Raw genomic sequence first — 26,359 nt, 5'->3', positions numbered from 1 at the left:
GGAGGAGCGGCGCCAGTATCACGACTTGATATCAGGACTTGGCGGCCGCCGCTGCCACGGTCTCCAGTTGGCTCCTGACCCAACGATGAGCCGGGTCCTTCTGGTAGCGCTGGTGCCAAACCATGAACATCGGCAGCTCGGCCAGCGTCCGGGTGCGGGACGCCAGCGGAATCCGCGTTTGCGCGAAGCCGCGCATGACCCCGGATGCCAGCAGGCTCGGCATGCTCGCCAGCATCTGTGAGCCGCGAAGGAAGGACGGCACGCCGGAGAAGCTCGGCACCGAGATGGCAATGTCGCGGTGCAGTCCGTTGGCCGCCAGCCGGCGGTCGAAGTCGAGCCGCTCATTATCGGTATAGACGACGGTGACGTGACGCGCCGAGAGATAGGCGCCGCGGCCGGTCGGAGCGCTACGCATCTTGGGATCGAAGTAGCAGACGTAATGATCGCTCAAGAGCCGCTTCTGCACGATGTCGACGCCGGAGGGCGGTAGCGGCGTGATCAGGATGTCGCAGCGGTTTTCTCGCAGCATAGCCGGCGAGGGCGACTGCGAGGGGATCACGCGCAGCTTCAGGTCCTTCACTTGTGCGGCGACATGAGCGAAGAACCGTGGCAGCAGCAGATCGCGCTGGAAATCATTGGCGGCGATCGTCAGCGACAGCTGCGCGCGGGCCGGCTCGAACGTGACGCCCCCGGCAAAGCTCCGCATCTCGTCGATCAGTGCCCGTGCCTTTCCGGCAAGCGCCTGGGCATGCGCGGTGGCGACGATGCCGCGGCCGGATTTCGCGAACAACGGATCGCCGGCGATCCGCCGCAGCTTGTTCAGCCCGTGGCTGACCGCCGATTGCGTCAGGCCGAGCCGCGTGGCCGCCGCAGTGACCGATCCCTCCTCCAGCACGGCGAGGAACAGTTCAAGGGCGTGGCCGTCGAGCGCCAAATGATCGATTTCATTCATGCAATATATTATAATCGATCTATTTATCCGGGGAATAGGCCGGCCCATGATCTTCCGATAAGCCGCGCGTCCGAATCGGGCGCCCCAGGGAGAGACACGATGAATGCCCAGGCGCCAGCCTTGCGGGATCCCCGCCTCAACCGTCCCGAGCCCCTGACGCCGACGTTTGGCGATGGCGGCTTCTTCCAGCGCGACCGCTCCATCCATCCGCCCGCGCATGCGCCCGGCTACAAATCCTCGGTGCTGCGCTCGCCGCGGCAGGCGCTGCTGTCGCTGGAGAACTCGATTTCGGAGATCACGGGACCGGTGTTCGGCCACAACGATCTCGGCCCGCTCGACAACGATCTGATCCGCAACTACGCCAAGGATGGCGATCCGATCGGCGAGCGCATCGTCGTCCATGGCCGCGTGGTCGACGAGACCGGCCGGGGCGTGCCGAACACGCTGGTCGAGTTCTGGCAGGCCAACGCCAGCGGGCGCTACCGGCACAAGAAGGACACCTATCTGGCGCCCATCGACCCGAATTTCGGCGGCTGCGGCCGCGCGCTGACCGACGACACCGGCTATTACTATTTCCGCACCGTGAAGCCGGGGCCCTATCCCTGGCGCAACTACGTCAACAGCTGGCGTCCCGCCCACATCCACTTCTCGGTATTCGGCTCCGGCTTTGCGCAGCGGCTGATCACGCAGATGTATTTCGAGGGTGATCCCCTGATCCCGATCTGCCCGATCCTGACGACGATTCCGGACAAGGATGCGCTCGACCGCCTGGTGGCGCCGCTCGACCTCAACGCCTCGACGCCGTTCGACTCGCTCGCCTACCGCTTCGACATCGTGCTGCGCGGTCAGCGCTCCACCTATTTTGAAAATCGCACCGCGGGGAATTGAGCCATGCCGCAGCCGCTCACCTATCTCAAGGAAACCGCCTCGCAGACCGCCGGGCCCTATGTCCATATCGGACTGATCCCGGCGATGGCCGGCTTCGACATCTTCGAGAAGAACTTCTCCAACGTGCTGGTGACGCCGAATACTGAAGGCGAACGCATCACGCTGGAAGGCAAGGTGCTCGACGGCACCGGCACGCCGCTGCGCGACGTGCTGCTGGAGATCTGGCAGGCCAATGCGAACGGCCGCTACAACCATCCGGCCGATCGTTCGGCCGGCGCGCTGAATGAGGAGTTTCGCGGCTGGGGTCGCGCCGGCTCCGACTTCGAGAGCGGCCTCGTGACCTTCGAGACCATCAAGCCGGGCGCTATCACCGACAAGTCTGGACGCAAATGCGCGCCGCACGTGAATGTCTGGATCGTCGCGCGCGGCATCAACATCGGCCTCAACACGCGGCTCTATTTCTCGGACGAAGAAGCCGCTAACGCCGCCGACCCGGTGCTCAACCTGATCGAGCAGCCGTCGCGCCGCTCGACCCTGGTCGCAAAGCGCACCGAGCGTGCCGGCAAGATCGTGTACGCCTTCACGATCAATTTGCAGGGCCCGGAGGAGACGGTGTTCTTCGACGTGTGAGACCTCAGGCCTCTTCGCCATGAAGCTGCGCGCGAAATGCGCGCGGCGATAGGCCCGTGGCTGCGGCATAGACCCGGCTGAAATAGGCGGGATCCTCGAAGCCGAGCGCATAGGCGATCGTCGAGACCGGCAAATTGGTATAGACGAGATTGCGGCGCGCCTCGCGGATCAGCCGGTTGAGGATGAGGTGCGAGGCGGTATCACCGGTCGCCGCTCGCGTGATCCGGTTGAGATGCGTCGGCGTGACCGCCAGTGCCTCGGCATAGTCAGCGACGCTCCAGCGTTCCAAATGGTGCTGCTCCAGCAGCGCCTCGAAGCGGCGAAACAGGCTGGATTCAACCGTGCCGCCGCCACCCGTCTCGTTCGTGAGCGCGCGCGCCACCAGCCCGATCATGGCGGACGACAACGCGCGCAGCACATGCGCGCGGCCGAAATCGCGCGCGGCATGTTCGGCGAAGATCTGCTTCATGGTGGCGCGGATCTGCGGTGTGCCGCGCACCACCGCCGAGCGCGACAGCGCACCGCGCAGGCCCTCGGCGGCGAGCAGCGCCTCGTCCAGAATTTCCGCGGCGATGGTCAGCACCCAACCTTGCGTATCGGGCACGAAGCGGAAGCCGTGGACGTGGCCGACGGGTACGTTGACGATCTGCATCGGCCTCAAGGGCACCACCCGCCCGTCGAGCGTCGCCTCGCCGCCGCCGCGCTCGATCAGCAGCACCTGATGCAGCCGGGCATGCCGGTGCACGGCCAGGGTCCAGTCGTGCAGCACCGAGCGGGACGCGATGGTCTCGCAATGCACAACGTCGGGCAAGTCGCCGGACTCGCCGAACAGATTATAGATCCGGATCGCCGGGGCTGTGTCTCTCATGTTCGAATAGTACAAGACAATGGCGAAACCCTCCATCGGTCTGCGGCGCCAAATCTGCAAAAAAGTGCCGACGGGAGGACGCAAAAATGAAAGTTCAGGTCTGTATCATCGGCGGCGGGCCGTCCGGGCTGCTGCTGTCCCAGCTCCTGCATCTCAAGGGCATCGACACGGTCGTGCTGGAGAAATACAGCCGCGACCATGTGCTCGCCCGCATCCGTGCCGGCGTGCTCGAGCACGGCTTCGCCAAGTTGATGCGGGAGGCGCAGTGCGGCGAGCGGATGGACCGCGAGGGTGAGATTCACCGCGGTTTCGAGATCGCCCATGACGGCGTGCTCTCCAAGATCGACCTGCACAAGCATTCCGGCGGCAATTCGGTGCTGGTCTACGGCCAGACCGAGCTGACGCGCGATCTTTACGAGGCGCGCGATCGTCTCGGCGGAAAGGTCGTGCATAATGCCGAGGACGTGACGCCGCACGATCTGACGTCGGACCGACCCTACGTGACCTATCGCTCCAACGGCGAGAGCGTCCGCGTCGATTGCGACTACGTCGTCGGCGCCGACGGCTTTCACGGTGTCAGCCGCAAGTCGATTCCGAAGGACGTGCTGCGCGAATATGAAAAGGTCTATCCGTTCGGCTGGCTAGGCGTGCTGTCGCGCACCAGGCCGGTGTCGCCCGAACTGATCTATGTGAAACACGAGCGCGGCTTTGCGCTCTGTTCTCTTCGCTCGCAGGTGCTCAGCCGCTACTACATCCAGGTGCCGCTCACCGACAAGGTCGAGGACTGGAGCGACGATGCGTTCTGGGCCGAGCTGAAGCGCCGTCTGCCGGGCGAAGTTGCCGGCCGCCTGATCACGGGGCCGTCGATCGAGAAAAGCATCGCGCCGCTGCGCAGCTTCGTCGCCGAGCCGATGAGCTATGGCCGGCTGTTCCTCGCCGGCGATGCCGCCCACATCGTGCCGCCGACAGGCGCGCGCGGGTTGAACAGTGCCGCCTCCGACATCTATTATCTCTATCACGCCATGCTCGCGCATTATCAGCGCGGCGACGATTCGGGTCTTGCAGGCTATTCCACCAAGGCCCTCGCACGGATCTGGAAGGCGCAGCGCTTCTCCTGGTGGATGACGATGCTGCTGCACCGCTTCCCCGACCGGCTCGAATACGAGGATCGGCTTCAGCAGACCGAGCTGGACTATCTGCTTTCGTCGGAGACGGCGCAGCGCCTGCTCGCGGAGAATTACGTGGGACTGCCGTTTTAGGCGACACCACTCGAGGGGTAGACGCGGCTACTTGCCTTCCAGCGTATTGATTGGTGTCCAGTCCGGCGCCGGCGGCGTCTCCATCAGCATTTTTGCGCGCTTGGCGAATAGCGCGGACGCAGGATCAATCTTTGCTGCGCCCTCGAACGCGTCGGCCGCCTTCGCAAAATCCCGCGCCCGCCAGCATGCCAGCCCCTCGGCATAGGCTGCAGCCACCTTCGCCTGATCGGCGCCCTCCGCGCCTTTCTCCGCCAGCGGCTCGAACACCCTGATGGCCTCGCCGCGGCCTAGCACCTTGATCGCGTCGAGCTCGCGCCAGGCGAAGGTATCGCCGGTCTGCGCCATCGTCGTTTCCGAGGCCATGATCGCGGTGCCGTAATATTTGTTGGCGCCCTCCAGCCGCGAGGCGACGTTCACGGTGTCGCTCATCACGGTGTAGTTGAAGCGGCGGCGCGAGCCGATATTGCCGACCACGGCTTCACCGCTGTTCAGCCCGATGCGGTGCGACAGGCCGTGGCCGGCGAAAGCGGGGTTGTGAGCATTGAGGTCCGCCAGTTTCTCGTGGCACTCCAGCGCAGCGCGCACTGCGTTGCGTGCGTGTGCGGGATCGTCGGCCGGCGCACCGAACATCGCGACGATGGAATCGCCGATATATTTGTCGACATAGCCGCCATGGCTTTCGATGATGTCGGTCATGGCGGACAGATATTCGTTCATCAGCGTCACCAGCTCGCCTGGTGTCATGGTCTCGGCAATTGACGAAAATCCGCTGAGGTCGGAGAAGAACATGGTGACGTTGCGCATCTCGCCGCCGAGCGCCGGCATCTTGCCGGAGGCGACCATGGTTTCGATGACCTCGGGCGCGAGGTAGAGGGCAAAGCTCTTGCGCAGGAAGCGCTCGTCGCGGTCGGCCAGCACGAAGCGGTAGCCGATCATCGATGCGAGTGCCATAAGGCTCGCGAGCGCAGGTTCGGCCAGCGGCAGCGCCCGGGCATGAACGAAGGCGGCAACGGCCACGGCGGTGTAGAGGGCAGTGAGGACGAGCCAGACGGTGAGTGCACCGGTCGGTGCGAACATGGCGGCTGCGCAGGCGATGATTGCGGCGAACACGATCGTAAGAATGGTCCGCGCCGGAAAGCCTAGCTCGGCTACGGCGTCGTGCTCCATCAGGTTTCGGACGGCAGTGGCGTGGACGAACACGCCGGCGACATCGCTGCGGGCTTTCTGCGGCTTGCTGGCCGGCGTGGGCAGGGCGCATCGCGCGGCCGGCGTGCCGTCGTAGCCGCCAGACAGGCGCATCGAGGTGAGTTTGCGGTCCTCGAAATTCAGGACCGTGCCAAGCAGCACGACCTTGCCGTCGAAAGCACGGCGGAAGAAGTCGGCGTCTCCTTTCTCGACGCAGGCGCGCAGATCGACGAAGGAAAAGGTCGGGATGTCGCGTCCCAGCCCTCGAAAGTTGAGCGTCATTGTATTTGGCACCGCACTCGGGACCGCATAGCCGGACAATTCGGTCGCGCCGGAAGACGCGATCTCGGCTTTTGCGCCGGCCGCGCGCGCAGCGAGCTCGACCGCCATCGCGGGGACCGGCCGCCCCTCGATGGCAAAGCTCAGCGGCATTCGCCGGATGACATCGTCGTGGTCGGTGTGGACATTGAGCGCCCGGACGGCGTTGCGCACGGCCACTTGCTGCGCGCGATACGGCACTTCCGGATGATCGTTGCTCAGGATTTCGCCGAGCACCAGCTTGCCGCTGTCGGAGATTTGCCGCAGCGCGATCAGATAATCCCGATCGAATCCTTTCATCCGGCCGCCGACGGCGGTCTCGCCAAAGGGGATCTCCGACTGCTCGATCGAATTCTTGAAGATGACGTCGAAGCCGATCACCTTGGCGCCGCCCTCGGTGATACTGCCGAGCACCCGGCCGATCTCGCGTGTCCAGGTCTGGGTCGGCGATCCCGTGAAGGGCGGCGTCTCGTAGGTTTCCCCGTCGATCGCCACGACGACGACCGGCGATGTCGCGGGATCGCGCCGATCGCCAATGAGCTTGCCGCGCAGCGCCGTGAGGATGTCGAGGGAGAGGCCTTGAAGCGTGTGCAGCGGCGGGGACGTGCAGGCGGCGCCCGCAACGAGCGCAATGAGCATCGCTGCAACGATGTCCCGTCCCCCAATCCGCCGCATCGCCGCGTCGCCAGGTCCGCTTATTCGAGCTGTAGCAGGCGGCTGATGATCGGGGTCGGCGACGAGGTGGCGCTAGCGTCGACCTGGAAGGTGTAACGCTTGCTGCCGAGGCTTGCGAGATAGCTCCCGCCCGGGGTCAGCGACTTCCCGGCCTTGGCGAAATCGTAGAACTTGCCTCGGGTCATGACGTCGCTCTTGAGCGCGACGCTGATCGTGGGCTCCTTGCCGTCGGTGCGCTCGATCATCAGCGTGCTGCCGGCCTTGGCCTGGATCAAGGGCGCGACGCCATAAATCGTCGGCAACTTGGATGGTGCGCCCTTGGTATCGGATCGCATCGTCCGGAACGTGGTGGCGGCGCTCTGGTTCGCTTCGCGCTCGGAGAGCTGTGCCGCCTTGGTGTCACAGGGCACCTTGGCGCGCTGCACGTCACCGAGCTGCACGGTGCTTTGCTCGGCGCCGACCAGCACGACGCCTTCGCTGATCGTCTCGCGCAGGCAGGATTTGAGATAGCTGAGCGTGATGCTGGCCTTGGGTCCGAGCTTGATGATCTTGCCCGGCGCGACGTAGTCCATGAACTCGACGCCGTCGACCTTGCCTTGGACATCCTCGACGATGGCGGCGGGCGTCTCAGCCAAGGCGGGGGCCGTAACACAAAACGCGCCGACAGCGGCGCCGATCAGGCTTCTCATGAATCATCTCACTCAGTTCGACCGATGCTGTGTCGGTCCCCAATCCCGGTCCGATGCTTAGCAGCGGGGGCACCCGGGCAAGTGTGACCAGAATCACTCTTCGATATTGGTGCCACTTTAGCAGGAACAGGTTCAAACCGGCGACCAGAGAAAAATCAAATCATGGCAAGGCGTTGGCGGGATTGATGAGTCAGGCGGCGGGGACTGGGCGATCCTCGACCGGACGCTTCTCCGCTGCGCTCTCCATGGCGGGAACGAGAGGGGCCTCGGTCTTCTGAAAAGGCGTCGCTCGCTGACCGGCGGCAATCTCGGTGACCTCGTCCCAGCGCGACAAGAAGGCCTCGACGCAAGCGGGGTCGAACTGCCGGCCCTTGTTCTCGGCCAGGTAGTTGCGCGCCAGCTCGAGCGGCATCGGCTCCTTGTAGGGCCGCCGCGTCGTCAGGGCATCGAACACATCGGCGACCGCGACCACGCGCGCCGCGACCGGAATCTCGTCGGCCCTGAGGCCGTTGGGATAGCCCGCGCCGTCCCAGCGCTCGTGATGACCTGCGGCAATTTGCGCGCCGAGCTGGATCAGCTCGCAGCCGGAATCCGCCAGGATCCGCTCGCCGATCGTCGCATGGGTCCGGATCACTGCCATTTCCTCATCGGTCAGCTTGCCGGGCTTGAGCAGGATATTGTCGGGGATGGCGACCTTGCCGACATCGTGCAGCGGCGCGGCCAGATAGATGTCGCGGCAGAGCCGGGGCGGCAGGCCGAGCTGCTCGGCGATGATGCGGCTGTAGCGGGCGACCCGCAGCGTGTGCTCGCCGGTGTCGTTGTCGCGATATTCGACCGCGAGCGCGAGCCGCAGGATGATCTCCTCCTCGCGCTCACCGAGCTTTCGCGTTGCTGCCGCAACTTCACTGGCCAGATGTGCGGCACGATCGCTGAGCTTGCGCACGGCTGCACCCAGCTGAATCAAATTCCGCAGACGCACCGTCATCTCGACGCTTTGCGGCGCCTTGGGCAGGAAATCGGTTGCACCGGCCTGCAGCGCTTCCATTTTGACGTCGTCGGTCTGTCGCGAAGTGATCATCGCAATCGGGATGTCGGCACAGCCGGGCAGGGTGCGGAAGACGCGGATGAAGCTGATGCCGTCCATATGCGGCATCTCGTAGTCGACCAGCACGAGATCGAAGACGCGCTCGCGGGCGCAGGTCAGCGCTTCCACGGGATCGAGGAAGGCGGTGGCTTCGACCAGGCCTTCAGCCTCGATGTGGCGTTTCAGGAAGTTGAGGACGGATCTGCTGTCATCAACCAGCAGCGCTTGGGTCAGCATCGGCGGCCGGGGCTCTCTTCGCTGGCAAAGGCACGGACTTCACGCATAGCCCGAGCGAATTTAACGCGAAGCAAATGCGCCGCGTGAGCCGCCGCCTCGCGCGCTCGAAATTCCAGTCTGCGCACATCTGCACGCACCTGCGCGAATTCCGGCGAAATGTGACCCGTAGTTGTACGGATGCCCGCGTTAGGGGTTTGCTCACCCGATTCGCGTCAAACGAGTATCGGAATTTTTACAAAGGCGGGTGCAGCGATGGAGCTCAATCCCATGGAGCCGAAATGGTCGTTGCGGTTGCCCGCCGATTGCAGCATCGCGGCCATTCGCAGCGTCTATGAGCTCATTCGCGAGGCGTTCGGGCGCCAGGAGAGGCTCGAGATCGACTGTTCGAGCGTCGACAAGGCTGATGTGACCTCGATTCAGCTTCTGCTGTCGACCGCCAAGACCGGCGAAGCCCAAGGCCGCCCGGTGGTGCTCACATCATTCTCCCAGTCTCTGCGCAACACACTTCGTCGCGCCGGCTTCGCCAGCGATTCGGTGCTCGATCAGCATTTCCCGCAAAAGAAAGATGGCACCTGATGGCCACGATTCTCACCGTCGACGATTCCCCCAGCATCCGGCAGATGATCAAGGTCGTGCTCGAGCCGGCCGGTCACAACGTGATCGAGGCCGGCGACGGCGCGCAAGGGCTCGCCAAGGCGCAAGCCGGCAAGCTCGACCTCGTCATCACCGACCTCAACATGCCCGTCATGAACGGGCTCGAGCTGATTAGGGCCCTGCGCAAGCTGCCCAGCGCGGTGGGCATGCCGATCGTGTTCCTGACTACCGAATCCAACGATGCGGTGAAGCAGGAAGCCAAGAGTGCGGGCGCGACCGGCTGGATCACCAAGCCCTTCAAGCCTGAGCAGCTGCTCGCCGTGGTCGGAAAGCTGGTGCGCGCATGAGTGCGATGGATCCGACCGAGATCTTTCGTCAGGAAGCCAGCGAGCTCTTCGAAGTTCTCGAAGGAGCCCTGCTGGATCTCGGACAGCGTCCCGACGACCGCGAGCTGGTCGATTCTGCCTTCCGAGCCCTCCATACCATCAAGGGTTCGGGCGCCATGTTCGGCTTCGACAAGGTCGCCTCCTTCACTCACGAATTCGAGACCGCGTTCGACCGCGTCCGCAAGGGTGAGATCAAGCCGACCCAGGAGCTGATCTCGGTCGCGCTCGCCGCCAAGGACTACATCCGCGCGCTGATCGAAGATCCCCAGTCGACCGACGACATCATCGGCGAGGCCATCCTCGACGACCTCAAGCGTTTCGTCTCATCCGATCAGCCCGTTGTACCGGTTCTCGAGATCACCCCGGCGCCGCCGCTGGCCCCGGCCGAGACCAAGCAGGCCGGCTGGCACCTGTACCTGGAATTCGAATCCCATATCCTGCGCAACGGCTCGAACCCGCTCGATTTGCTGGAGGATCTCTGCAAGCTTGGTCCTTGCTTCGTGGTGCCTGTCACCGACGGCGTCCCGTTCCTCGACGAGATGGAGCCGGAAGACTGCTACTTGAAATGGGACGTCAAGCTGCACGCGGCCTGCGACAAGGACGCGATCGACGACGTCTTCATGTTCGTCCAGGACGAGATGAAGTTGACGCTCTTGCCGCTCGAGCAGGTCGAGGCACCTGCACCGGCGCCGGTGCTCCAACTGCTCGACGAGGAGCCGGTCGTTGCCGAGACGGCTGCACTGGCGGTCGAGGCCGCTCCCCCGCCCGTTGCCGAGCAGTCGGCCGCAAAAGCCGAGCCCAGGGCCGAAGCTGCAACCGAATCGAAAGCCGAGATCAAGCGCGAGGCGGCACCCGCGCGTCGCGAGGAGGCCAAGCAAGAGCGCGGCATCGCCACCGTTCGTGTCCAGGCCGAGCGCCTCGACGAGTTGATGGACCGTGTCGGCGAGCTCGTCATCGCGCAGGCGCGCCTGACCCAGCTCGCTTCGTCCGGCTCGGACCTCTCGATCAAGGTGATCGCCGAGGAAATCGAGCGTCTCGCCTCGTCCTTGCGCGACACCACCATGGGTGCGCGCATGGTGCCGATCGGCTCTCTGTTCGGCCGCTTCCGCCGCCTCGTGCACGATCTGTCGCGTGATCTGTCGAAGCCGGTCGAATTCGTCACCACGGGCGAGGACACCGAGCTCGACAAGACCATGATCGAGTGCCTGGCCGATCCCCTGGTGCACCTGATCCGCAACGCTATCGACCACGGCATCGAGGATACAGCCACGCGCGCCGCGAACGGCAAGACCGAGCAGGGCCGCATCGAACTCGCCGCCGTTCACTCCGGCGCCCAGGTGCTTGTCACCGTAAAGGACAATGGCGGCGGTCTCAACACCGCGCGCATCCGGGCGAAAGCGGAAGAGCAGGGGCTGATCGCGGCCGGCGCCGTGCTCACCGATCACGAGATCCACCAATTCCTGTTCCACCCCGGCTTCTCGACCGCGCAGACCATCTCGGCATTGTCCGGCCGGGGCGTCGGCATGGACGTGGTCAAGCGCACCATCGAGAACATGCGCGGTTCGATCGACCTCTCGACCAGGTCGGGCCACGGCACCACCGTGACGCTGCGCCTGCCGCTCACGCTCGCGATCATCGAAGGGCTGCTGATCCGCGTCGGCGAGGGCCGCTACATCATTCCGCTGTCCGCCGTCGAGGAATGCATCGAGCTGACGGCCGACGACGAACGCTCCCGCGGTCGCAATTTCCTCAATGTGCGCGGCAATCTCGTGCCCTTCCTCCGATTGCGCGAGCTCATGGTCGCATCCGGAACGCCCGACCGGCACCAGAAGACGATCATCATCTCGACGGGCGAGACCCACGTCGGTCTCGTCGCCGACCAGATCATTGGCAACCACCAGACTGTGATCAAGTCGCTCTCGAAGCTGCACTCCGACGTCACGATCTTCTCCGGCGCAACGATCCTCGGTGACGGCACGGCGGCGCTGATCCTCGACGTCGCGCAGCTCGTCGCATTGGCTCAGTCGAAGGTCGAAAAGCAGCACATCAACGAGGCGGCGTGATGAATCAGGATTTGGCTGGCCAGCATCGGTCCGGCGCAATGCAGGTCGTGATGATCGGCCTCGGCGAGGAGAAATTCGCACTCGACGCCGGTCTCGTGCGCGAGATCATCGATCCCGTCCCAGTCACCAAGGTGGCCGGCGCGCGCGCCTTTGTTCCCAGCGTGATCAACGTGCGCGGTAACGTCATTCCGCTCGCCGACCTGCGGATACGCTTCGGCATGCCCCAGCTCGACGACTCGGCGGATACGCGCATCGTCGTCATCGAGCTCGATATCGACGGCGAGCCCGTTCTGGTCGGCGTCACCGCCGACAAGGTCTACGAGGTCACGGAGATATCGCAGACCGACGTGCAGCAGACGCCCCGTGTCGGCATGCACTGGAAGCCGGAATTCATCCGCTTCATTGCGAAGTGGCGTGAAGAGTTCGTCATCGTTCCGAACATGGAACGCATCCTGAATTGAAACGAGGTCTCGGGCGAGACCGGGGGTTAGGGGCTGGAAATGAGATTCACCGTCAAGGCAAAGCTTGCCAGCGCGTTCGGCTTGGTCATCGTCCTGTCCGCGGTGGCGGGCGGTGTCGCCTACATGAAGCTCAGCGACATGATGGCGACCGCTGACAGCATGGTCCTGCGTGCAACGCGGATGGAAAAGGCAACGCAGATCGAAAAGAACATTCTGCAGCAGCTCCGCGCTGAGAAGAACTCCATCCTCGGTACCGAGGCCCAGGCCGAGCAGTTTGCCGCCGAAGCGGCCAAGCTTCGCGATGAAGCGACGAAGACCAGAGAAGAAGTCTACGCCTTGGCGAGCGAGGCGGGCAGGAAGTTGCTCGACAGCTTCGCGACCTCGTATTCCAAGATGAATTCTTATCAGGAAGAGACGATCAGGCTGGCGAAGACGGACAAACCGAAGGCTACCGAGCGCTCGATGGGTGACGGCCGCAAGGTCGTCGCGGATGCGATGGAAGCCATGGGCGCCTATGTCGTCAACACAAAGAAGCAGATGGCTGAGCAGGCGGTCCAATCAAAGGCAGAGGGACACCAGGCCCAATTCTTGCTGTTGACGCTGATCGGCGTCTCGCTGGCGGTTGCGATCGGGGCTGCACTCTGGATTTCGCTCTCGATCAGCCGTTCGCTCGGAAGGGCCGTCGGTCTTGCGGGCGCGGTCGCGGAGGGCGATCTCAGCCGGACCATTCCCTCGGCGAGCAACGACGAGATCGGAGATGTCGTGAGGTCGTTGAATGCGATGGTCGAAAAGCTCCGGCAGATCGTCGCCGAAGCGATCACGGCGGCGCAGAATGTCTCTGCCGGGAGCCAGGAACTGTCCGCCAGCGCCGAGCAGCTGTCGCAGGGCGCGACCGAGCAGGCCTCGTCGGCGGAGGAAGCTTCCTCGTCGATGGAAGAGATGGCCTCCAACGTGAAACAGAACGCCGACAACGCCAACCAGACCGAGAAGATTGCGGCGCAATCGGCCAAGGACGCCGAGGCCAGCGGCGTCGCAGTCGGTCGTGCCGTCGAAGCGATGCAGACCATCGCCGAGAAGATCACGATCGTGCAGGAGATCGCGCGCCAGACCGACCTGCTCGCGCTCAACGCGGCGGTGGAAGCGGCCCGCGCCGGCGAGCATGGCAAGGGTTTTGCGGTGGTCGCCTCCGAGGTGCGCAAGCTCGCCGAGCGCAGCCAGGCCGCCGCGGCCGACATCGGCACGCTGTCGACCGAGACCGTGAAGGTGGCGCAGGAAGCGGGAGACATGTTGTCGAAGCTCGTGCCCGACATCAAGAAGACCGCCGAGCTGGTGCAGGAGATCACCGCGGCCTGCCGCGAGCAGGACGTGGGCTCGGCCCAAATCAACCAGGCGATCCAGCAGCTCGACAAGGTGGGCCAGCAGAACGCCAGCGCATCCGAGCAGGTGTCCTCGACCTCGGAGGAGCTCGCCTCACAGGCCGAGCAGCTCCAGTCCACCATCGCATTTTTCCGCATCGAGGAAGACACGCGCAGAGGGAAGACGTCGCCCGAGCCGATCGACCGTGCCGTCGGTCAGCTCCGCGCCAAGGCTGCGCACATGGCGGCCGTCGATCGCGGCACGAAGAAGCCGGCGCCGGCCCGCAAGCCGGCACGTGCGGTGAAAGTCGCCGGCGGCGGTGGTTTCGCCTTCGACATGCATGACGGCGAAGACGACCGCGACGCCGAGTTCCAACGCTGATCAGACGGTCCGGCTCTTGTGCCGGACCGCATTCATTCGCCAACCTCCGGATCCCTTGGACTGCACCATGGCCGCAACCTCGCAATATCTGACGCTCGGGCTCGCCGGCGAGACGTTCGGCATCAGCATCCGCAATGTCCGTGAGATCCTCGACATGCGGCCGATCTCCCGGCTTCCGCACGCCCCGAACTTCCTGCTCGGCATGATCGACGTGCGCGGCAGCGGCTATCCCATCGTGGACCTCCGGACCAAGCTCGGCCTGCCGAGCGTGGCGGCGACCGAAGCCACCCGCATCATCATCCTTGACGTGCCGATGAAGGACCGCCTGGTCGGCGTCGGCTTCGTCGCCGACTGTGTGTTCGAGGTCACCGACATCGACGAGCAGGCGATCGAGCCCATCCCCGAGGTCGGCGGCAAATGGCAATCCGATTATGCCTCCGGCATCGGCCGCAAGGGCGACAAGTTCGTCGTCATTTTCGACCTCGGCAAGCTGATGGCGAATGACAAGATTCCGGAAGGGCACGATGCCGGCGCGGACGCGCCTCGCGCCGCCTGAGTTTGCAAGAGTGAAGCGTGGTCCCGCATAAGCACCCCACTTCCAACCAACGAGACTGACATGAGATTCACCGTCAAAGCCAAGCTCGCCAGCGCCTTCGGCGTCGTCATTCTTCTCTTCATCATCGCAGGCGTCGTAAGCTACACGAAGCTGTCCGACATGGCGACAACCGCGGAGTCGATGGTGCTTCGTGCCAAACGGATGGAGAAGGCCGCGGAGGTCGAAAAGATCATCTGGCAGCAACTCAGGGCGGAAAAGAACGCAATTCTCGGAACGCCAAGCGAAGCCGATGAATTCGCCACGCAGGCCGTCAAACTCCGCGAGGAGGCAACCAAGATCAGGGACGAAGTCTACGCACTCGCCAGCGAGGGCGGCAAGAAGCTGCTCGACAATTTCGCGAGTGCTTACGCCAGGATGAACGCTTATCAGGAAGAGACGATCAGGCTGGCAAAGACGGACAAGGCGAAGGCCACGGAACGCTCCATGGGTGACGGGCGCAAGATGGTCGCAGATGCCACGGAGGCAATGGGTGCCTATGTCACGAATACGAAGAGGCAGATGGCCGAGCAGGCCGCGCAGTCCCAGGAAGACAGCCGACGCGCTCAGCTGATCCTCATCGTCCTGGTCGTTGTCTCGCTGGTCGTTGCCGCGATCGGCGCGGTCTGGATCTCGATCAATATCAGCCGGTCCCTGGCAAAGGCCGTCGACTTGGCGGATGCCGTGGCGATCGGCGATCTCAGCCACAAGATCGATGCGTCCAGCAACGACGAGATCGGCGACCTGGTCAAATCTCTGAACGCGATGACAGCCAACCTCAACGCGACGGCTGCCGTCGCCAACGAGATCGCACAAGGCAATCTCACGGTCGAGGCCAAGCCGTTGTCGGACAAGGATACGCTGGGCCTCGCGCTGGAACGCATGGTCGAGAAGCTTCGCCAGATCGTGTCGGAAGCCTTGACCGCAGCGCAGAACGTCTCCGCCGGTAGCCAGGAGCTCTCCGCCAGCGCCGAGCAGCTGTCGCAGGGCGCGACCGAGCAGGCTTCGTCCGCCGAAGAAGCCTCCTCCTCGATGGAGGAGATGGCTTCCAACGTGAAACAGAACGCGGACAACGCCAGCCAGACCGAGAAGATCGCGTCGCAGTCCGCCAAGGATGCGGAAGCTTCTGGCGCAGCCGTCGGCCGCGCCGTCAACGCGATGCAGACCATCGCCGAAAAGATCACGATCGTGCAGGAGATCGCTCGCCAGACCGATCTGCTCGCGCTGAACGCCGCGGTCGAGGCTGCGCGCGCCGGCGAGCACGGCAAGGGTTTTGCGGTGGTCGCCTCCGAAGTGCGCAAGCTCGCCGAACGCAGCCAGGCGGCCGCCGCCGAGATCGGCACGCTCTCGGCCGACACGGTCAAGGTGGCCCAGGAGGCCGGCGCGATGCTCGCCAAGCTGGTTCCCGATATCAAGAAGACGGCCGAGCTGGTCGAGGAGATCACGGCGGCCTGCCGCGAGCAGGACGTCGGCTCGGCCCAGATCAACCAGGCGATCCAGCAGCTTGACAAAGTCGGCCAGCAGAACGCCAGCGCATCCGAGCAGGTGTCCTCGACCTCGGAGGAGCTTGCCTCGCAGGCCGAACAGCTGCAGTCCACGATCGCTTATTTCCGCATCGAGCAGGGCGCCAAGAGCCAGGCGGCCGCTCCGATCGACCGGGCGGTCAACCAGCTGCGAGCCAAGGCGGCGTCCATGGCGGCGGCCGAGCGCTCGGCCAAGAAGACGCAGGCCAAGCCGATGCGCGCTGCAAAGGTTGCCGGCGGCGGCGGCTTTGCTTTCGACATGAATGATGGCGAGGATGATCGGGACGCCGACTTCCAGCGCTAGACCCCCCAAGGGCTCCTGCGAACCGGTTCGTTCGGTGCGGACCGGTTCGCTTTCAGCGATTACGTGAACGGTGTGAGATTGAACATGGCCAGGATGGCCCGACATTCAGTGCAGGCGGCCATCCCGGACGAGGGCCGTCATCCATGATGCCTGCCATACAGGACACGGCCGTGCATCTGTCCGACCGCCACTTCCGGACCATCGCTGAATTGATCGAAACCCAGGTCGGCATCAAGCTACCCCAGGGCAAGCGGCTGATGCTGGAGGGGCGGCTGCACAAGCGTGTGCGCGCGCTGAACTTCTCAGGCCTCAATGAATATGTCGAGAACCTGTTCGAAGCGGATCATTTCGAGACCGAGCTCACTCATCTCATCGATGTGGTGACGACCAACAAGACCGATTTTTTCCGCGAGCCGCAGCACTTCACCTTCATGAGGGACGTCGCGGTCCCCGCGCTCCTCAAATCGCATCGACGCGAGAACGCGAACCTGAAGATCTGGAGCTCGGCGAGCTCCACCGGCATGGAGGCCTACACGACCGCGATGGTGCTGGACGACATGGCGCGAAGCGGCTCGCGCTTCCAGTATCGCATCCTCGGCACCGATATCTCGACGGCGGTGCTGCGCCTCGCCAGGACGGCGATCTATACCCGCGACGTGCTCGCTCCGGTGCCGGAGCCATTCGTGAAGCGATATTTTTCGTCGTCTCGGGACAAGTCGCGCGGTGAAGTGCGAATCGTACCCGAGTTACGGCGCATGACACACTTCATGAGGATGAACCTCATGGACAAGTCCTATCCCGTCGATCGTGACGTCGACATCATCTTCTGCCGCAACGTCCTGATCTATTTCGAGCGCGAGACCCAGCGCAAGGTGGTCGAGCAATTGTGCGGGCATTTGCGTCCGGGCGGCTATCTGCTGGTCGGGCATTCGGAATCGATGATTCACAGTGCCGTGCCCGGGCTGAAGCAGGTTCAGCCAACCATCTTCCAGGTCTAGCCGGAGCGCAACCACGATGCCGAGGGGGAAAGTTCGCGTGCTGATCGTGGACGATTCGGCGTCGGTGCGCCAAATCCTTCAGACGATCCTTTCTGAAGATCCTGATATTGAGGTGATGGCGACTGCCTCTGATCCCTTCGTCGCGGCCCGTCGGCTCGAGAAGGAGCTACCCAATGTCATCATTCTCGATCTCGAAATGCCGCGCATGGACGGCATGACCTTCCTGCGCAAGATCATGGCGCAGCATCCGATTCCGGTGATCATCTGCTCGTCGCTGACCGAAGAGGGCTCGAGCGTGATGTTCGAGGCGTTCGAGGCCGGTGCGGTCGATATCGTGCCGAAGCCGAAGATCGACACGCGCCAGGCGCTGCTCGAATGCTCGACCCGGCTGCGTGAGGCGGTGAAGTCGGCTGCGCGGGCGCGGGTGCGCCCACGCGCGGAACGTCGCGCCATCGAGAAGAAGCTGACCGCCGATGCCATCATCCCCCCGCCGGTGCAGGGCAAGGTCCGGCCGACCACGGAACGCATCGTTTGCATCGGTGCGTCCACAGGCGGCACCGAGGCGCTCAACGACGTGCTCGAGATGCTGCCGGCCCATTCTCCGCCGATTCTCATCGTCCAGCACATGCCGGCCGGCTTCACTGCGGCCTTTGCCAGACGTCTCGACGGCGTCTGCCAGATCAGGGTCAAGGAGGGCGAGGACGGCGAGCCGGTGCTGCCGGGCTGCGCCTATATCGCGCCCGGCGCCCGGCACATGCTGCTGCAGCGCATCGGTCTGCGCTACCAGATCGCGATCAAGGACGGTCCGCCAGTGTCCCGGCATCGACCGTCCGTGGATGTGTTGTTCCGTTCGGCGGCCCAGCATGCCGGCGCCAACGCGCTCGGCGTCATCATGACAGGCATGGGCGACGACGGCGCGCGCGGGATGCTTGAGATGCGCAAGCTCGGCGCCGCGACGCGGGCGCAGGATGAAGAGAGCTGCGTGGTGTTCGGCATGCCCAAGGAAGCCGTCGCCCATGGCGGTGTCGAGAAGGTCGTTTCGCTGCACCACATCCCGCGAGAGATCATGCTCTGGTATCAGGCCGGGCATTCGGCGACGGCGGGTTGATGGCCATGTCCTTCGTCCCGACCGATACGCTCGCCGAGGCGACCGCCGCAATCGACGACGTCTCCTCACGCATCGAGGACGTCTTCGCGCGCGTCGGTCACGAGCTCGGACGCGGCCACCTCATCTTCAAGGAGCTGAACCAGGGCCTCGCGACGCTCTCAGGCGAACTCTCCGGCGCCGAGATCGAGGGAGCTGCGACGGCGCTGCAAGAGATCGCCGCGCGGCTCAGCGAACTGGCGCAGGCGTTGCCGGCCGAGACCGTCCTGCTGGAGACCATCGGCAAGAGCACGGCGGAGGCGTCCTCGCTCCTCAAGCCGCTGTTCAAGCATATCCAGATGATCACCATCATCGCGCGCAGCGCGCGGATCGAGGCGGCCTCACTCGAGGGCGACCGCGAAGGCTTCCTCGCCTTCACGCAGGAAGCCTATGATCTCGGCCGGGCGGTGCAACGCTCGATCGAAGGCTGCGCGCGGGACCAGCAGCGCCTGTCCGATGCGGTCGCCACCGCCTCCGGCCGGCAGAAGGAGTTCGAGAGCCGTTACCGGGCCCAATTGACGTCGGAGAGTGCCGAGCTCGGCGCGGCCTATTCGGGCCTGCGCGATCAGCGCAGCAGGAGCAGTCATCTCGCCGACCGTGCCAGCTCCAGCACCGGGAAGATCGCCGGGGCGGTGGGCAGCGCGATCATCTCGCTGCAGGCAGGCGACAGCACGCGTCAGCGTCTCGAACACGTGTCCCACGGCATCCGTCTTGCGTCGGAATCCGCGCCGGGCCTCGTACCGGAACCGGTCCCGAGCGACCACGGCGCGCGTGCGATTTGCCGGTTGCAGGCAGCTCAGCTCAAGGATGCCCAGCGCGAGTTCGACAGCGACGTCGGCCAGATCGTCGTTGCGCTGACCGCCATCCTGCGCGATGCGGGCAGCGTTGCCGGCCACAGCCGTACGCTGTTCGGCGGGGAGGAGGACGGCTCGTCGTTCCTGACGCGCATCAAGCAGACGCTGGCGCATGCGTCGAGCCTGATCGCCACCTGCGAGGGCGCTGGCCGATCGGTCGACGAGGCGCTCGCGATCGTCGAGGACACGCTGGCGAAATTCCGCCAGGCGATCGCCGGACTTGCGGAGGCGACGGTCGACATCACGCTGATCGGGATGAACGCCGGCCTCAAGGCAAGTCATCTCGGCAACCGCGGCAGCGCCTTCGTCGTGATCGCCAACGAGCTGAAGGCGACCGCCGACCAGGTCTCGGCCGGTGCCGGCCGCCTGAGACCCGTGCTCGACGCTATCGAGCGCTCGGCCAAGGAGCTGAAGGAACTCCGCGTGCAGGGTGATCCCACACAGCTTGCCAAGCTCGAGCCGCAAATCCTTCTGGCGCTCCGCGAGGTCGAGGCCGGCAATGAACGGCTCGGCAAGCTGATGAGCCGGCTCGTGAACGAAGGTGCGGAGTTCGAGAGGCTGATGAATTCGGCCCAAGGCCAGATGACCGCGCTCGGAGAAAGCTCGGCGGCCTTACCTGCGGTCGCCGCGCGGCTCGAGACTGCGAGCGCGGGCGTGCAGCGGCTCCAGCCGGAAGTGCAGGATCAGGCAATCCTCGACGATCTCTTCGCGCGCTACACCATGGAACGCGAGCGAGACGTTCATCGCGAGGTCCTGCAAACGCTCGGACTTAAGTCGATCGCCGCCACGCGCAGGGTCGAGCCGATCGAGACCGCGGACGACGGCATCGAATTGTTCTGACGGCGTCGCCTCGTGCCGCGGCAATTTGACGGGTTGGCTTTGCAGAACGTTAACCGTCGCGGAATGCTTGCCACTTTGGTCATTGTCGCGCCCGAGCGTTGGTTGCAAATACCAGCGAATTCTACGGCGGATAGTTCCATGAGAGACGGCAAATACGCGGCCTGGTTCAGGACGCCGGTCGCCCAGGGCACGGGCGTCGTGCATCTGGCGGACGGACGGATCTCCGGCCGCGACAGCTTCTTCACCTATGGCGGCTCCTATCAGTTCGCCGACGACGAGAACTTTACGGCGGTCTTGACCACGCAGCGGTATGCCGAGGGCCCGCCCACCGTGTTCGGTCTGGACGAGGTCGAGGTCGAACTCGCGGGCGTCTGCAGCGGTGCGCTGGCGACCTGCTCCGGCAAGGCCAAGCAAGCCCCCGATGTGATGTTCGAGGTGACGCTGATCTACTGCCAGGAGGATGTACCGGCCGCGGAGCCCCGAGGCGCCGTCGTGAAGCTCAATGACAAATTGCCCAAGGGCCTCGACAGCCGTTCGCGGCCGCGCCATTTCCCCGCACCTTCCAGGCCTCCGGCATCTTAGTCTTGCGTTGACGCTATCGCAGCGGAACTGAGCCGCTTGGGCATCGCACAACAAAGCCTTTAGACATGAGACCTAGGCTGAGGCTGAACAACCGTAGTGGAAGAACATGCCTCAGATCTGGATGACTTATGACGAACTTGCGGCGCTCTATGATTGCACCGCCTCCGAAGCCCGGCTTCAGGCATTGAATATGTCGCTCGATCGCCGCAAGAGCCGCGATGGTAACACCCGCGTCAAGCTGAACGCGGCGTTGATGGCTCGGTTCATCGAGGCGATCCGCAAGACCGAATTCGATCTCGATGATGCGATCGCAGCGTTACGCAATACGCATCGCTTAATGTCCGGAGATCCAGCGATTGAGCAGGCGAACCTCAGGCGCCAAGGGTCATAGATCTGCCACTCGAAGAGCAGTGCACCAAAGAGACCAGGCATCGGCCACAAGCGTATGTCGAGCGCTCGAGGCACCTGCAGGACTGTCTAGCCCTTCTTCCTGCTCTTTGGCTTGAGCGACAGACCAAGCCTCAAAGCCATGCGCTTGATTGCGTCGGGCGATCGCCCCAGCTGCTTGGCCGCGTCTTCCAGCGAAGCAGAAGACTTTGCCAGCTCCATGAGCTTGCGGTCCTCCTTGAACGACCAGGGCTTGCGCGCCATAACCAAAAAGTTCCTCTTGCCGACGGAACGGCAAAGCCGCCAAGCGGACCCATGTCGCTCGACGGCTTTGCTTGGGTGGGGCCGACCTTGGGGGAGGCCGGTGACGAGAGGAATAGAGGATCCTGGAAACTGCGCAACAAGGACTGCGGATTAAGCTAACTGCTCAACCTTACTTGCAATTCCATGCGATCACCCCGTAGTCGTACGGCTTGGTGAGAGCTGCGCCGCTCACACAGTGCCGCAGCGAGCGATCTGCTTTGCCGATGATAACGATCCCGCCGCGACGTCGCGAGCGGTCTTGTCAACCAGCTCCGCCATGATGCAGGGCCCGACCGCAAAGAGCGGTGGGTAACCATAGATGGTTACGTTGAATTGAGCTGATTGTTGTTCGGGTGCCCTTCCGCAAGCTACGCTGGGCCGATTTTAGTTGAACTGATTGCTCGCGGTGTCGCCGTGATCGGAAGCGCGAGTCCATTATCTGCTGATTGCTTTCGTGCGGTAGCACTTTATCGGGCGCCACACCCCGCACTGGACGAACCACCGAAGGCAAGAGAGGAGCGTCCCTTGAGCAGCACCGCACCGCGTCGATATGTCGTCGATGGAATGGGACGCTACGTCTTGATCGGACTGACTCATGAGGAGACGCTCGAGTTCCAGCGCCTGGACAGCCGGCAGGTGGGTCGGCTCGGGGCCAGGGGCGACGCAGCTCACCAGAACGATCTCGGACCGGCTGACGAGGACCTGCGCTGGCTGGAGCTCTACGCCAAGCACGATAGCAGTTGGAAACGTTGGATGGTGGCCAGCCGTACTGAGCGGCGTGACCACTTCAACATTCTCGAGCGCGAGGCGTCTGTCTGAACCGATGGCGTGTTCCGAGCCTTGGGAAATCTTGGGCGAGTGGAACGATCAAGCCTGGGAGCGAAGGCCTGAGTTCCACCTCTCGCGGCGGCACCACCCCCCAAATGCTCACCCCATTCGGGCGATCCTCGAACATCCCAGCGTTTAACGCAGTCGGGGAGGCAGTGATGCAGCGGTGGCCCGAAGCCGTGCTCGCAAGAGGACCGTAACGTTTGGCGCGTGACGAGGACTCTCCCCCCACTGCGGGTTGCACGAAGGCACCCTGACGGAGGCAATATCTCAAAATATTGCTCAGATTTTCGGAGTAATCCGTTTTTGCGAAATGTCCCGTAAGCTCAATGCGTTACGACGCTATCCAATTTTTGTGCGATTTTCTGACCCTTTTTTGCCGCTTGACTTGGATTTAAGACCGCTGGCAGAGATTAAAAAGGGGTGGGCGAATCGTACCGCGAGACGCGGTCGATTATGAGCGATAAGGTTGCGATGCACAAGAAGATCGACCTTGAGGCGATGCCGCTTGACGAGATGTGGGCGCTCCACGAGGAGATAGGGCAGATACTGTCAGTGCGCCTGACTTCTGAAAAACGTGAGCTCGAAAAGCGCCTGGCCCAACTTCGCGGCGAAAAAGAAACCGCCTTAGGGGAGCCCGCGGAAGGTGCTTCAAGGGAGCGGCGCAAGTATCCTCGGGTCTATCCGAAGTACCGTAATCCCAATGAGCCATCTCAAACCTGGTCCGGTCGGGGAAAGCAGCCACGGTGGCTGACTGCCGCATTGAGAACCGGCCACTCGATCGACGAGTTTGTCATCGCAAATCAAGAGACGGGCGAAGGTACGTCTCGACGGCGCCGGGCCTAAGCCGGATCCAGGTTAGTGCTTGGTGGCTTAAGCATGACCTTGCTGCCTGTTTGGCCGAGGTCAGTTGTGACGCGTCCTGCTCGCGGGCCCTGCGGCGGTAGCACCGGGTCGGAGCACCGACTCCAGCGGCAAATGCGCTCGGCCGTAGGCTGCCTGCTTGTGATGCGGCACGATCGAGCGAAAGCCCAGCGATCCAGGCTGCAGCATCGGCCGTAAAATAGGAGAAGCGAGCTGCGATGCTCGCGCGCCACCGCCGAGGGTTACGAAGTTTCCGTAGTCCTTGCATTCGGTGGGTTTGGTCGGTCGCCTCCGAACGTTCATTCGGTGGCGCTTCGCAAGCGTGATTCAGCGAAAGGCAGATGAGGCAGCCCGCAATTTGCGGCGACTGCAGGTTTACGTTTGCTTAACCTTAATGATTTACCGCTTGTTTACGCAGATTAACACCCATTTGATGTTGGAGCTTTTTCCTTTGCCGGCCAGCCGCAGCCTCAGTGTGAGTATGGCCGCCTGCGTCATGGCGGCCATAGCTGTTTCTGGTTGCAGTTCGCCGGGCGCCGTGGGTCTCACCGTCGACTCGCGACCGAAGTTGTCGTCTCAGCCGGTGTCGCTCGAATCTTACGCCCAAGCGACCGATCCCACCACGACAGGCGCGGTCCCGTTGCCATCACGGTCATCGCGGGCGGTTCCGACGTCAGAGGGTGGCAGCGGCCAAATGATCGGTGCCTCGCCAGAGAAGCCGGCAGCGGGAGCGGCTAATGGTACCGTCGTGCTCAATCTCGCGGGCGTCCCCTTGCAGCAGGCGGCAAAAACCGTCCTCGGAGACCTGATCGGCGTGAACTACGTCCTTGATCCGCGCGTAGACGGTGTGATCTCGGTCGAAACGACGAAGCCAGTCACGAAGGCGGAAGCGCTGGAATTGTTTCAAGCAGCGCTGGCACCGGCCGGAGCAACGCTGGTGCAGAGTCGGGGCGTCTACCGAATCGTCCCGACCGACCAAGCCGCTACTGGCATCGTGGCCACCGTCCGTGGAGGAGGCGATGGAGCAAGTCCGGGCAGTGGAGTCCGAGTCGTTCAACTGAAATATGTGGCCGCAACGGAGGTCGCTCGTGTGCTTGAGCCGATGGTGCCCAAGGGAGCGATAGTTCAGGCCGACGACGCACGTAACATTCTGGCCTTGAAGGGCACACCTTCCGAAATCGACAACATGCTCGACTCCATTGCGATCTTCGATGTCGACGTGATGAAGGGAATGTCGTTTGCGGTTGTTCCGGTAAAGGCCTCTCAGCCTGAAAAAATGGTGGACGAACTCAAGGCGGTCTTTTCGTCGGACAAGGAAGGGCCGTTGAAGGGGCGCGTGAAGTTTGTCGCGAACAATCGGCTCGGCGCAATTCTGGTCATAACGTCCCATCCAAGTTATCTCCCTCGCGCTCAATCTTGGATTCGACGGCTGGACTCCCGCGCAAGCGGAACTGAGCCTCAGCTGCACATCTACCAGGTGCAGAATCGAACGGCCGCAGAGCTGGCAGCGGTCCTCCAATCCATGTTCTCGAGCGAGATGAAGGTGGTGCGCTCGTCGAGCAGGAACGTATCCCCGCGTTCGAAGCAGGTCAGTCTGCTGGGCGACATGAAAAAGCCGAGCGCGGTCGCGACTGCGGCGGACTCGGCCGGGTCCGGCGCATTTGGACGAGGGGGTGACACGCAGTCCAATCCTCGCCAGGCGGATATGGACCCCGACAGCCTTGCGGCGGAGCCGTCCGAAGACAGCGGCGGGGCGGATTCGAAGGGGGAGCCCGTTCTCAAGATCGTGGCCGACGAAGCCAAGAATTCGCTGCTGATCATGGCCAACGACCGGGACTATCAACGCGTATTGCGCGTCGTTCAGGGTCTCGATGTCGTTGCGAGCCAGGTGCTCATCGAAGCGGTGATCGCCGAAGTAACGTTGAACGACAATCTGCAATTCGGATTGCAATGGCAACTCGCGAAGCAGGGGAAGCCAACCGCCACGTTCTCCAGCGCCCTTGCGGGCGGAGTCGCGGCGGCATTTCCGGGATTCAACTACGCTGTGAACACCGCGAGTATCGCGGCCACCCTTAGCGCGCTCGACGCTCTTACCCATGTCAACGTGATCTCAACGCCATCGCTGATGGTGCTCGACAACAAGACTGCCCGATTGCAAATCGGCGACCAGGTGCCGATCACCACCCAGACGGCGACCAGCACGGTCACCGCCAACACGGCAATCGTGAATTCGATCACGATGCAGGATACCGGCGTGATCCTGGCGGTCACCCCCAGGATCAATGAAAGCGGTCGAGTTCAGTTGGACATCGAGCAGGAAGTCAGCAGCGTCGTGAAGACGACCACTTCCAACATCGATTCGCCGACGATCCAGCAACGGCGCGTGAAGACGACCGTCGTCGTGAACGACGGTGAGGTCCTTGCGCTCGGCGGCATGATCCAGGATCAGTCCAACAGGACGAGCACGCAGATTCCCATCGTTGGCGACATTCCTGGGCTGGGAGCTTTCTTTGCGAACAGAGGCAACTCAGTCCAGAAGACCGAGCTTGTCATCCTCATCACACCGAAGGTCGTACGGGATCCGACCGAAAGCCGGCTCGTTACGGAGGAATACCGGCGGAAGATGCATGTCTATATGCCTCATACGTCGACCCGGGAGCGCACTTTCGCCAATACGGCGCAGCGTCTGGTGGTCCCGTGAGCATCGCGTTGCGCCTGGTCCTCTTCCCCGTCTTGGTGTGCACCCTCGGCGGCTGTGCGACCGGTTACTACAGCTTTGCTCCGCCGTCTCCGTATATGGTGCTGCCGGTCGACGAATCGATGTCATGCAACGCAATTGCTGCGTCCTTTCGGTACTCGGTGAGGCGTGCGGCGCGTTTCGAATACTGGCTCGCTGCCGGTCCGCTCGCGGGCTACGATTCGGAACGATTTCCTCTCGATGCTCCAAAGCAACTGCTCGACGAGCGGAAGCGCTTGGATGCATTGACCGACATTCAGCGCACCAAAGGCTGCACGGTCATTGAGCCGGGTCCGGCCGTCGCCGCGGAGCGCGAGCGCCTCGAGGAATCGGCACGTGCGTCTCGCCCGCCGGTCGTCCTGAATTCGAAGGGCTAG

Annotated in this window: 25 protein-coding genes; 19 read left to right on the top strand and 6 right to left on the bottom strand. The window is 63.5% G+C overall.

All coding sequences use genetic code 11. The features are described 5' to 3' along the window. Nucleotides 1–31: 31 nt before the first annotated feature. Entirely contained in the window at nucleotides 32–952 is a 921-nt protein-coding gene (locus tag P6U31_RS28530; RefSeq protein WP_407185075.1) for a LysR family transcriptional regulator, read from the bottom strand. Between the two features lie 99 nt (nucleotides 953–1,051). Between P6U31_RS28530 and pcaH the strand changes: the two genes are divergently transcribed. Together pcaH and pcaG are read left to right on the top strand one after the other, a co-directional pair. Continuing rightward, complete coding sequence (pcaH, locus tag P6U31_RS28525; RefSeq protein ID WP_407185074.1) at nucleotides 1,052–1,840, top strand: protocatechuate 3,4-dioxygenase subunit beta; 789 nt, start codon at nucleotides 1,052–1,054, stop codon at nucleotides 1,838–1,840. 3 nt (nucleotides 1,841–1,843) lie between these two features. Beyond that, complete coding sequence (gene pcaG / locus P6U31_RS28520) at nucleotides 1,844–2,470, top strand: protocatechuate 3,4-dioxygenase subunit alpha (protein ID WP_407185073.1); 627 nt, start codon at nucleotides 1,844–1,846, stop codon at nucleotides 2,468–2,470. Nucleotides 2,471–2,474: 4 nt separating this feature from the next. Here pcaG and P6U31_RS28515 read toward each other — a convergent pair whose 3' ends face one another. Beyond that, entirely contained in the window at nucleotides 2,475–3,374 is a 900-nt protein-coding gene (locus P6U31_RS28515; protein ID WP_407185072.1) for a helix-turn-helix domain-containing protein, read from the bottom strand. A gap of 50 nt (nucleotides 3,375–3,424) precedes the next feature. Here P6U31_RS28515 and pobA point away from each other — a divergent pair, with 50 nt between their 5' ends. Beyond that, a complete protein-coding gene (gene pobA, locus P6U31_RS28510; RefSeq protein ID WP_407185071.1) occupies nucleotides 3,425–4,597 on the top strand; it encodes a 4-hydroxybenzoate 3-monooxygenase in 1,173 nt (390 codons plus the stop codon). A gap of 27 nt (nucleotides 4,598–4,624) precedes the next feature. Here pobA and P6U31_RS28505 read toward each other — a convergent pair whose 3' ends face one another. The 3 genes from P6U31_RS28505 to P6U31_RS28495 form a co-directional block, all read right to left on the bottom strand. Then, nucleotides 4,625–6,775, bottom strand: coding sequence for a CHASE2 domain-containing protein (locus P6U31_RS28505; RefSeq protein WP_407185069.1), 2,151 nt, complete (start codon nucleotides 6,773–6,775; stop codon nucleotides 4,625–4,627). 20 nt (nucleotides 6,776–6,795) lie between these two features. Then, the gene (locus tag P6U31_RS28500) at nucleotides 6,796–7,464 is read right to left on the bottom strand and encodes a hypothetical protein (RefSeq protein WP_407185068.1); all 669 of its coding nucleotides are present in this window, start codon (nucleotides 7,462–7,464) and stop codon (nucleotides 6,796–6,798) included. Nucleotides 7,465–7,654: 190 nt separating this feature from the next. Beyond that, nucleotides 7,655–8,785, bottom strand: a complete 1,131-nt coding sequence (locus P6U31_RS28495) for an HD domain-containing phosphohydrolase (RefSeq protein ID WP_407185067.1) — start codon at nucleotides 8,783–8,785, stop codon at nucleotides 7,655–7,657. A gap of 252 nt (nucleotides 8,786–9,037) precedes the next feature. Between P6U31_RS28495 and P6U31_RS28490 the strand changes: the two genes are divergently transcribed. The 12 genes from P6U31_RS28490 (at nucleotide 9,038) to P6U31_RS28435 (ending at nucleotide 21,254) form a co-directional block, all read left to right on the top strand. After that, the gene (locus P6U31_RS28490; protein ID WP_407185066.1) at nucleotides 9,038–9,361 is read left to right on the top strand and encodes a lipid asymmetry maintenance protein MlaB; all 324 of its coding nucleotides are present in this window, start codon (nucleotides 9,038–9,040) and stop codon (nucleotides 9,359–9,361) included. Continuing rightward, nucleotides 9,361–9,726: a response regulator gene (locus tag P6U31_RS28485; protein WP_027562191.1), complete on the top strand. Its 366-nt coding sequence runs from the start codon at nucleotides 9,361–9,363 to the stop codon at nucleotides 9,724–9,726. Before P6U31_RS28490 ends, P6U31_RS28485 begins: the two co-directional genes overlap by 1 nt. Further along, a complete protein-coding gene (locus P6U31_RS28480; protein WP_407185065.1) occupies nucleotides 9,723–11,828 on the top strand; it encodes a chemotaxis protein CheA in 2,106 nt (701 codons plus the stop codon). The genes P6U31_RS28485 and P6U31_RS28480 overlap by 4 nt, the downstream gene beginning before the upstream one ends. Next, nucleotides 11,828–12,289: a chemotaxis protein CheW gene (locus P6U31_RS28475; protein WP_407185064.1), complete on the top strand. Its 462-nt coding sequence runs from the start codon at nucleotides 11,828–11,830 to the stop codon at nucleotides 12,287–12,289. Before P6U31_RS28480 ends, P6U31_RS28475 begins: the two co-directional genes overlap by 1 nt. 39 nt (nucleotides 12,290–12,328) lie before the next feature. Beyond that, nucleotides 12,329–14,026, top strand: a complete 1,698-nt coding sequence (locus P6U31_RS28470) for a methyl-accepting chemotaxis protein (protein WP_407185063.1) — start codon at nucleotides 12,329–12,331, stop codon at nucleotides 14,024–14,026. A 67-nt stretch (nucleotides 14,027–14,093) separates the two neighbouring features. Then, nucleotides 14,094–14,582 carry a chemotaxis protein CheW gene (locus tag P6U31_RS28465; protein ID WP_407185062.1) on the top strand — a complete coding sequence of 163 codons (489 nt, stop codon included), beginning with the start codon at nucleotides 14,094–14,096 and terminating at the stop codon, nucleotides 14,580–14,582. Between the two features lie 60 nt (nucleotides 14,583–14,642). Continuing rightward, nucleotides 14,643–16,445: a methyl-accepting chemotaxis protein gene (locus P6U31_RS28460; protein WP_407185060.1), complete on the top strand. Its 1,803-nt coding sequence runs from the start codon at nucleotides 14,643–14,645 to the stop codon at nucleotides 16,443–16,445. Nucleotides 16,446–16,588: 143 nt separating this feature from the next. Beyond that, nucleotides 16,589–17,443: a CheR family methyltransferase gene (locus P6U31_RS28455; protein ID WP_407185059.1), complete on the top strand. Its 855-nt coding sequence runs from the start codon at nucleotides 16,589–16,591 to the stop codon at nucleotides 17,441–17,443. A 16-nt stretch (nucleotides 17,444–17,459) separates the two neighbouring features. Further along, the gene (locus P6U31_RS28450; RefSeq protein WP_407185058.1) at nucleotides 17,460–18,551 is read left to right on the top strand and encodes a chemotaxis response regulator protein-glutamate methylesterase; all 1,092 of its coding nucleotides are present in this window, start codon (nucleotides 17,460–17,462) and stop codon (nucleotides 18,549–18,551) included. 5 nt (nucleotides 18,552–18,556) lie between these two features. Then, the gene (locus tag P6U31_RS28445) at nucleotides 18,557–20,281 is read left to right on the top strand and encodes a chemotaxis protein (protein WP_407185057.1); all 1,725 of its coding nucleotides are present in this window, start codon (nucleotides 18,557–18,559) and stop codon (nucleotides 20,279–20,281) included. A 138-nt stretch (nucleotides 20,282–20,419) separates the two neighbouring features. Continuing rightward, nucleotides 20,420–20,863 carry a hypothetical protein gene (locus P6U31_RS28440; protein ID WP_407185056.1) on the top strand — a complete coding sequence of 148 codons (444 nt, stop codon included), beginning with the start codon at nucleotides 20,420–20,422 and terminating at the stop codon, nucleotides 20,861–20,863. A gap of 106 nt (nucleotides 20,864–20,969) precedes the next feature. After that, entirely contained in the window at nucleotides 20,970–21,254 is a 285-nt protein-coding gene (locus P6U31_RS28435) for a hypothetical protein (protein ID WP_407185055.1), read from the top strand. A gap of 86 nt (nucleotides 21,255–21,340) precedes the next feature. Here P6U31_RS28435 and P6U31_RS28430 read toward each other — a convergent pair whose 3' ends face one another. Next, nucleotides 21,341–21,514, bottom strand: a complete 174-nt coding sequence (locus tag P6U31_RS28430) for a hypothetical protein (protein ID WP_407185054.1) — start codon at nucleotides 21,512–21,514, stop codon at nucleotides 21,341–21,343. Nucleotides 21,515–22,078: 564 nt separating this feature from the next. Here P6U31_RS28430 and P6U31_RS28425 point away from each other — a divergent pair. From P6U31_RS28425 to P6U31_RS28410, 4 genes are all read left to right on the top strand, one after another. Continuing rightward, complete coding sequence (locus P6U31_RS28425) at nucleotides 22,079–22,372, top strand: hypothetical protein (RefSeq protein ID WP_407185053.1); 294 nt, start codon at nucleotides 22,079–22,081, stop codon at nucleotides 22,370–22,372. Nucleotides 22,373–22,855: 483 nt separating this feature from the next. Continuing rightward, nucleotides 22,856–23,227 (top strand): H-NS family nucleoid-associated regulatory protein, encoded by a 372-nt coding sequence (locus P6U31_RS28420; protein ID WP_407185052.1) that lies wholly within the window; start codon nucleotides 22,856–22,858, stop codon nucleotides 23,225–23,227. Nucleotides 23,228–23,651: 424 nt separating this feature from the next. Next, complete coding sequence (gspD, locus tag P6U31_RS28415) at nucleotides 23,652–25,946, top strand: type II secretion system secretin GspD (protein WP_407185051.1); 2,295 nt, start codon at nucleotides 23,652–23,654, stop codon at nucleotides 25,944–25,946. Further along, the gene (locus P6U31_RS28410; RefSeq protein ID WP_407185049.1) at nucleotides 25,943–26,359 is read left to right on the top strand and encodes a hypothetical protein; all 417 of its coding nucleotides are present in this window, start codon (nucleotides 25,943–25,945) and stop codon (nucleotides 26,357–26,359) included. Before gspD ends, P6U31_RS28410 begins: the two co-directional genes overlap by 4 nt.

Source organism: Bradyrhizobium centrosematis (assembly GCF_045571495.1).
GTDB lineage: Bacteria > Pseudomonadota > Alphaproteobacteria > Rhizobiales > Xanthobacteraceae > Bradyrhizobium > Bradyrhizobium centrosematis.
Note: the sequence above shows the minus strand (reverse complement) of the source record. Positions and strands in the feature narration are given on the sequence as shown.

Bases quoted from the DNA above. Each gene is read 5' to 3' on its own strand.
- P6U31_RS28530 (WP_407185075.1), bottom strand. From the start codon at position 952: ATGAATGAAATCGATCATTTGGCGCTCGACGGCCACGCCCTTGAACTG.
- pcaH (WP_407185074.1), top strand. From the start codon at position 1,052: ATGAATGCCCAGGCGCCAGCCTTGCGGGATCCCCGCCTCAACCGTCCC.
- pcaG (WP_407185073.1), top strand. From the start codon at position 1,844: ATGCCGCAGCCGCTCACCTATCTCAAGGAAACCGCCTCGCAGACCGCC.
- P6U31_RS28515 (WP_407185072.1), bottom strand. From the start codon at position 3,374: ATGGAGGGTTTCGCCATTGTCTTGTACTATTCGAACATGAGAGACACA.
- pobA (WP_407185071.1), top strand. From the start codon at position 3,425: ATGAAAGTTCAGGTCTGTATCATCGGCGGCGGGCCGTCCGGGCTGCTG.
- P6U31_RS28505 (WP_407185069.1), bottom strand. From the start codon at position 6,775: ATGCGGCGGATTGGGGGACGGGACATCGTTGCAGCGATGCTCATTGCG.
- P6U31_RS28500 (WP_407185068.1), bottom strand. From the start codon at position 7,464: ATGAGAAGCCTGATCGGCGCCGCTGTCGGCGCGTTTTGTGTTACGGCC.
- P6U31_RS28495 (WP_407185067.1), bottom strand. From the start codon at position 8,785: ATGCTGACCCAAGCGCTGCTGGTTGATGACAGCAGATCCGTCCTCAAC.
- P6U31_RS28490 (WP_407185066.1), top strand. From the start codon at position 9,038: ATGGAGCTCAATCCCATGGAGCCGAAATGGTCGTTGCGGTTGCCCGCC.
- P6U31_RS28485 (WP_027562191.1), top strand. From the start codon at position 9,361: ATGGCCACGATTCTCACCGTCGACGATTCCCCCAGCATCCGGCAGATG.
- P6U31_RS28480 (WP_407185065.1), top strand. From the start codon at position 9,723: ATGAGTGCGATGGATCCGACCGAGATCTTTCGTCAGGAAGCCAGCGAG.
- P6U31_RS28475 (WP_407185064.1), top strand. From the start codon at position 11,828: ATGAATCAGGATTTGGCTGGCCAGCATCGGTCCGGCGCAATGCAGGTC.
- P6U31_RS28470 (WP_407185063.1), top strand. From the start codon at position 12,329: ATGAGATTCACCGTCAAGGCAAAGCTTGCCAGCGCGTTCGGCTTGGTC.
- P6U31_RS28465 (WP_407185062.1), top strand. From the start codon at position 14,094: ATGGCCGCAACCTCGCAATATCTGACGCTCGGGCTCGCCGGCGAGACG.
- P6U31_RS28460 (WP_407185060.1), top strand. From the start codon at position 14,643: ATGAGATTCACCGTCAAAGCCAAGCTCGCCAGCGCCTTCGGCGTCGTC.
- P6U31_RS28455 (WP_407185059.1), top strand. From the start codon at position 16,589: ATGATGCCTGCCATACAGGACACGGCCGTGCATCTGTCCGACCGCCAC.
- P6U31_RS28450 (WP_407185058.1), top strand. From the start codon at position 17,460: ATGCCGAGGGGGAAAGTTCGCGTGCTGATCGTGGACGATTCGGCGTCG.
- P6U31_RS28445 (WP_407185057.1), top strand. From the start codon at position 18,557: ATGTCCTTCGTCCCGACCGATACGCTCGCCGAGGCGACCGCCGCAATC.
- P6U31_RS28440 (WP_407185056.1), top strand. From the start codon at position 20,420: ATGAGAGACGGCAAATACGCGGCCTGGTTCAGGACGCCGGTCGCCCAG.
- P6U31_RS28435 (WP_407185055.1), top strand. From the start codon at position 20,970: ATGCCTCAGATCTGGATGACTTATGACGAACTTGCGGCGCTCTATGAT.
- P6U31_RS28430 (WP_407185054.1), bottom strand. From the start codon at position 21,514: ATGGCGCGCAAGCCCTGGTCGTTCAAGGAGGACCGCAAGCTCATGGAG.
- P6U31_RS28420 (WP_407185052.1), top strand. From the start codon at position 22,856: ATGCACAAGAAGATCGACCTTGAGGCGATGCCGCTTGACGAGATGTGG.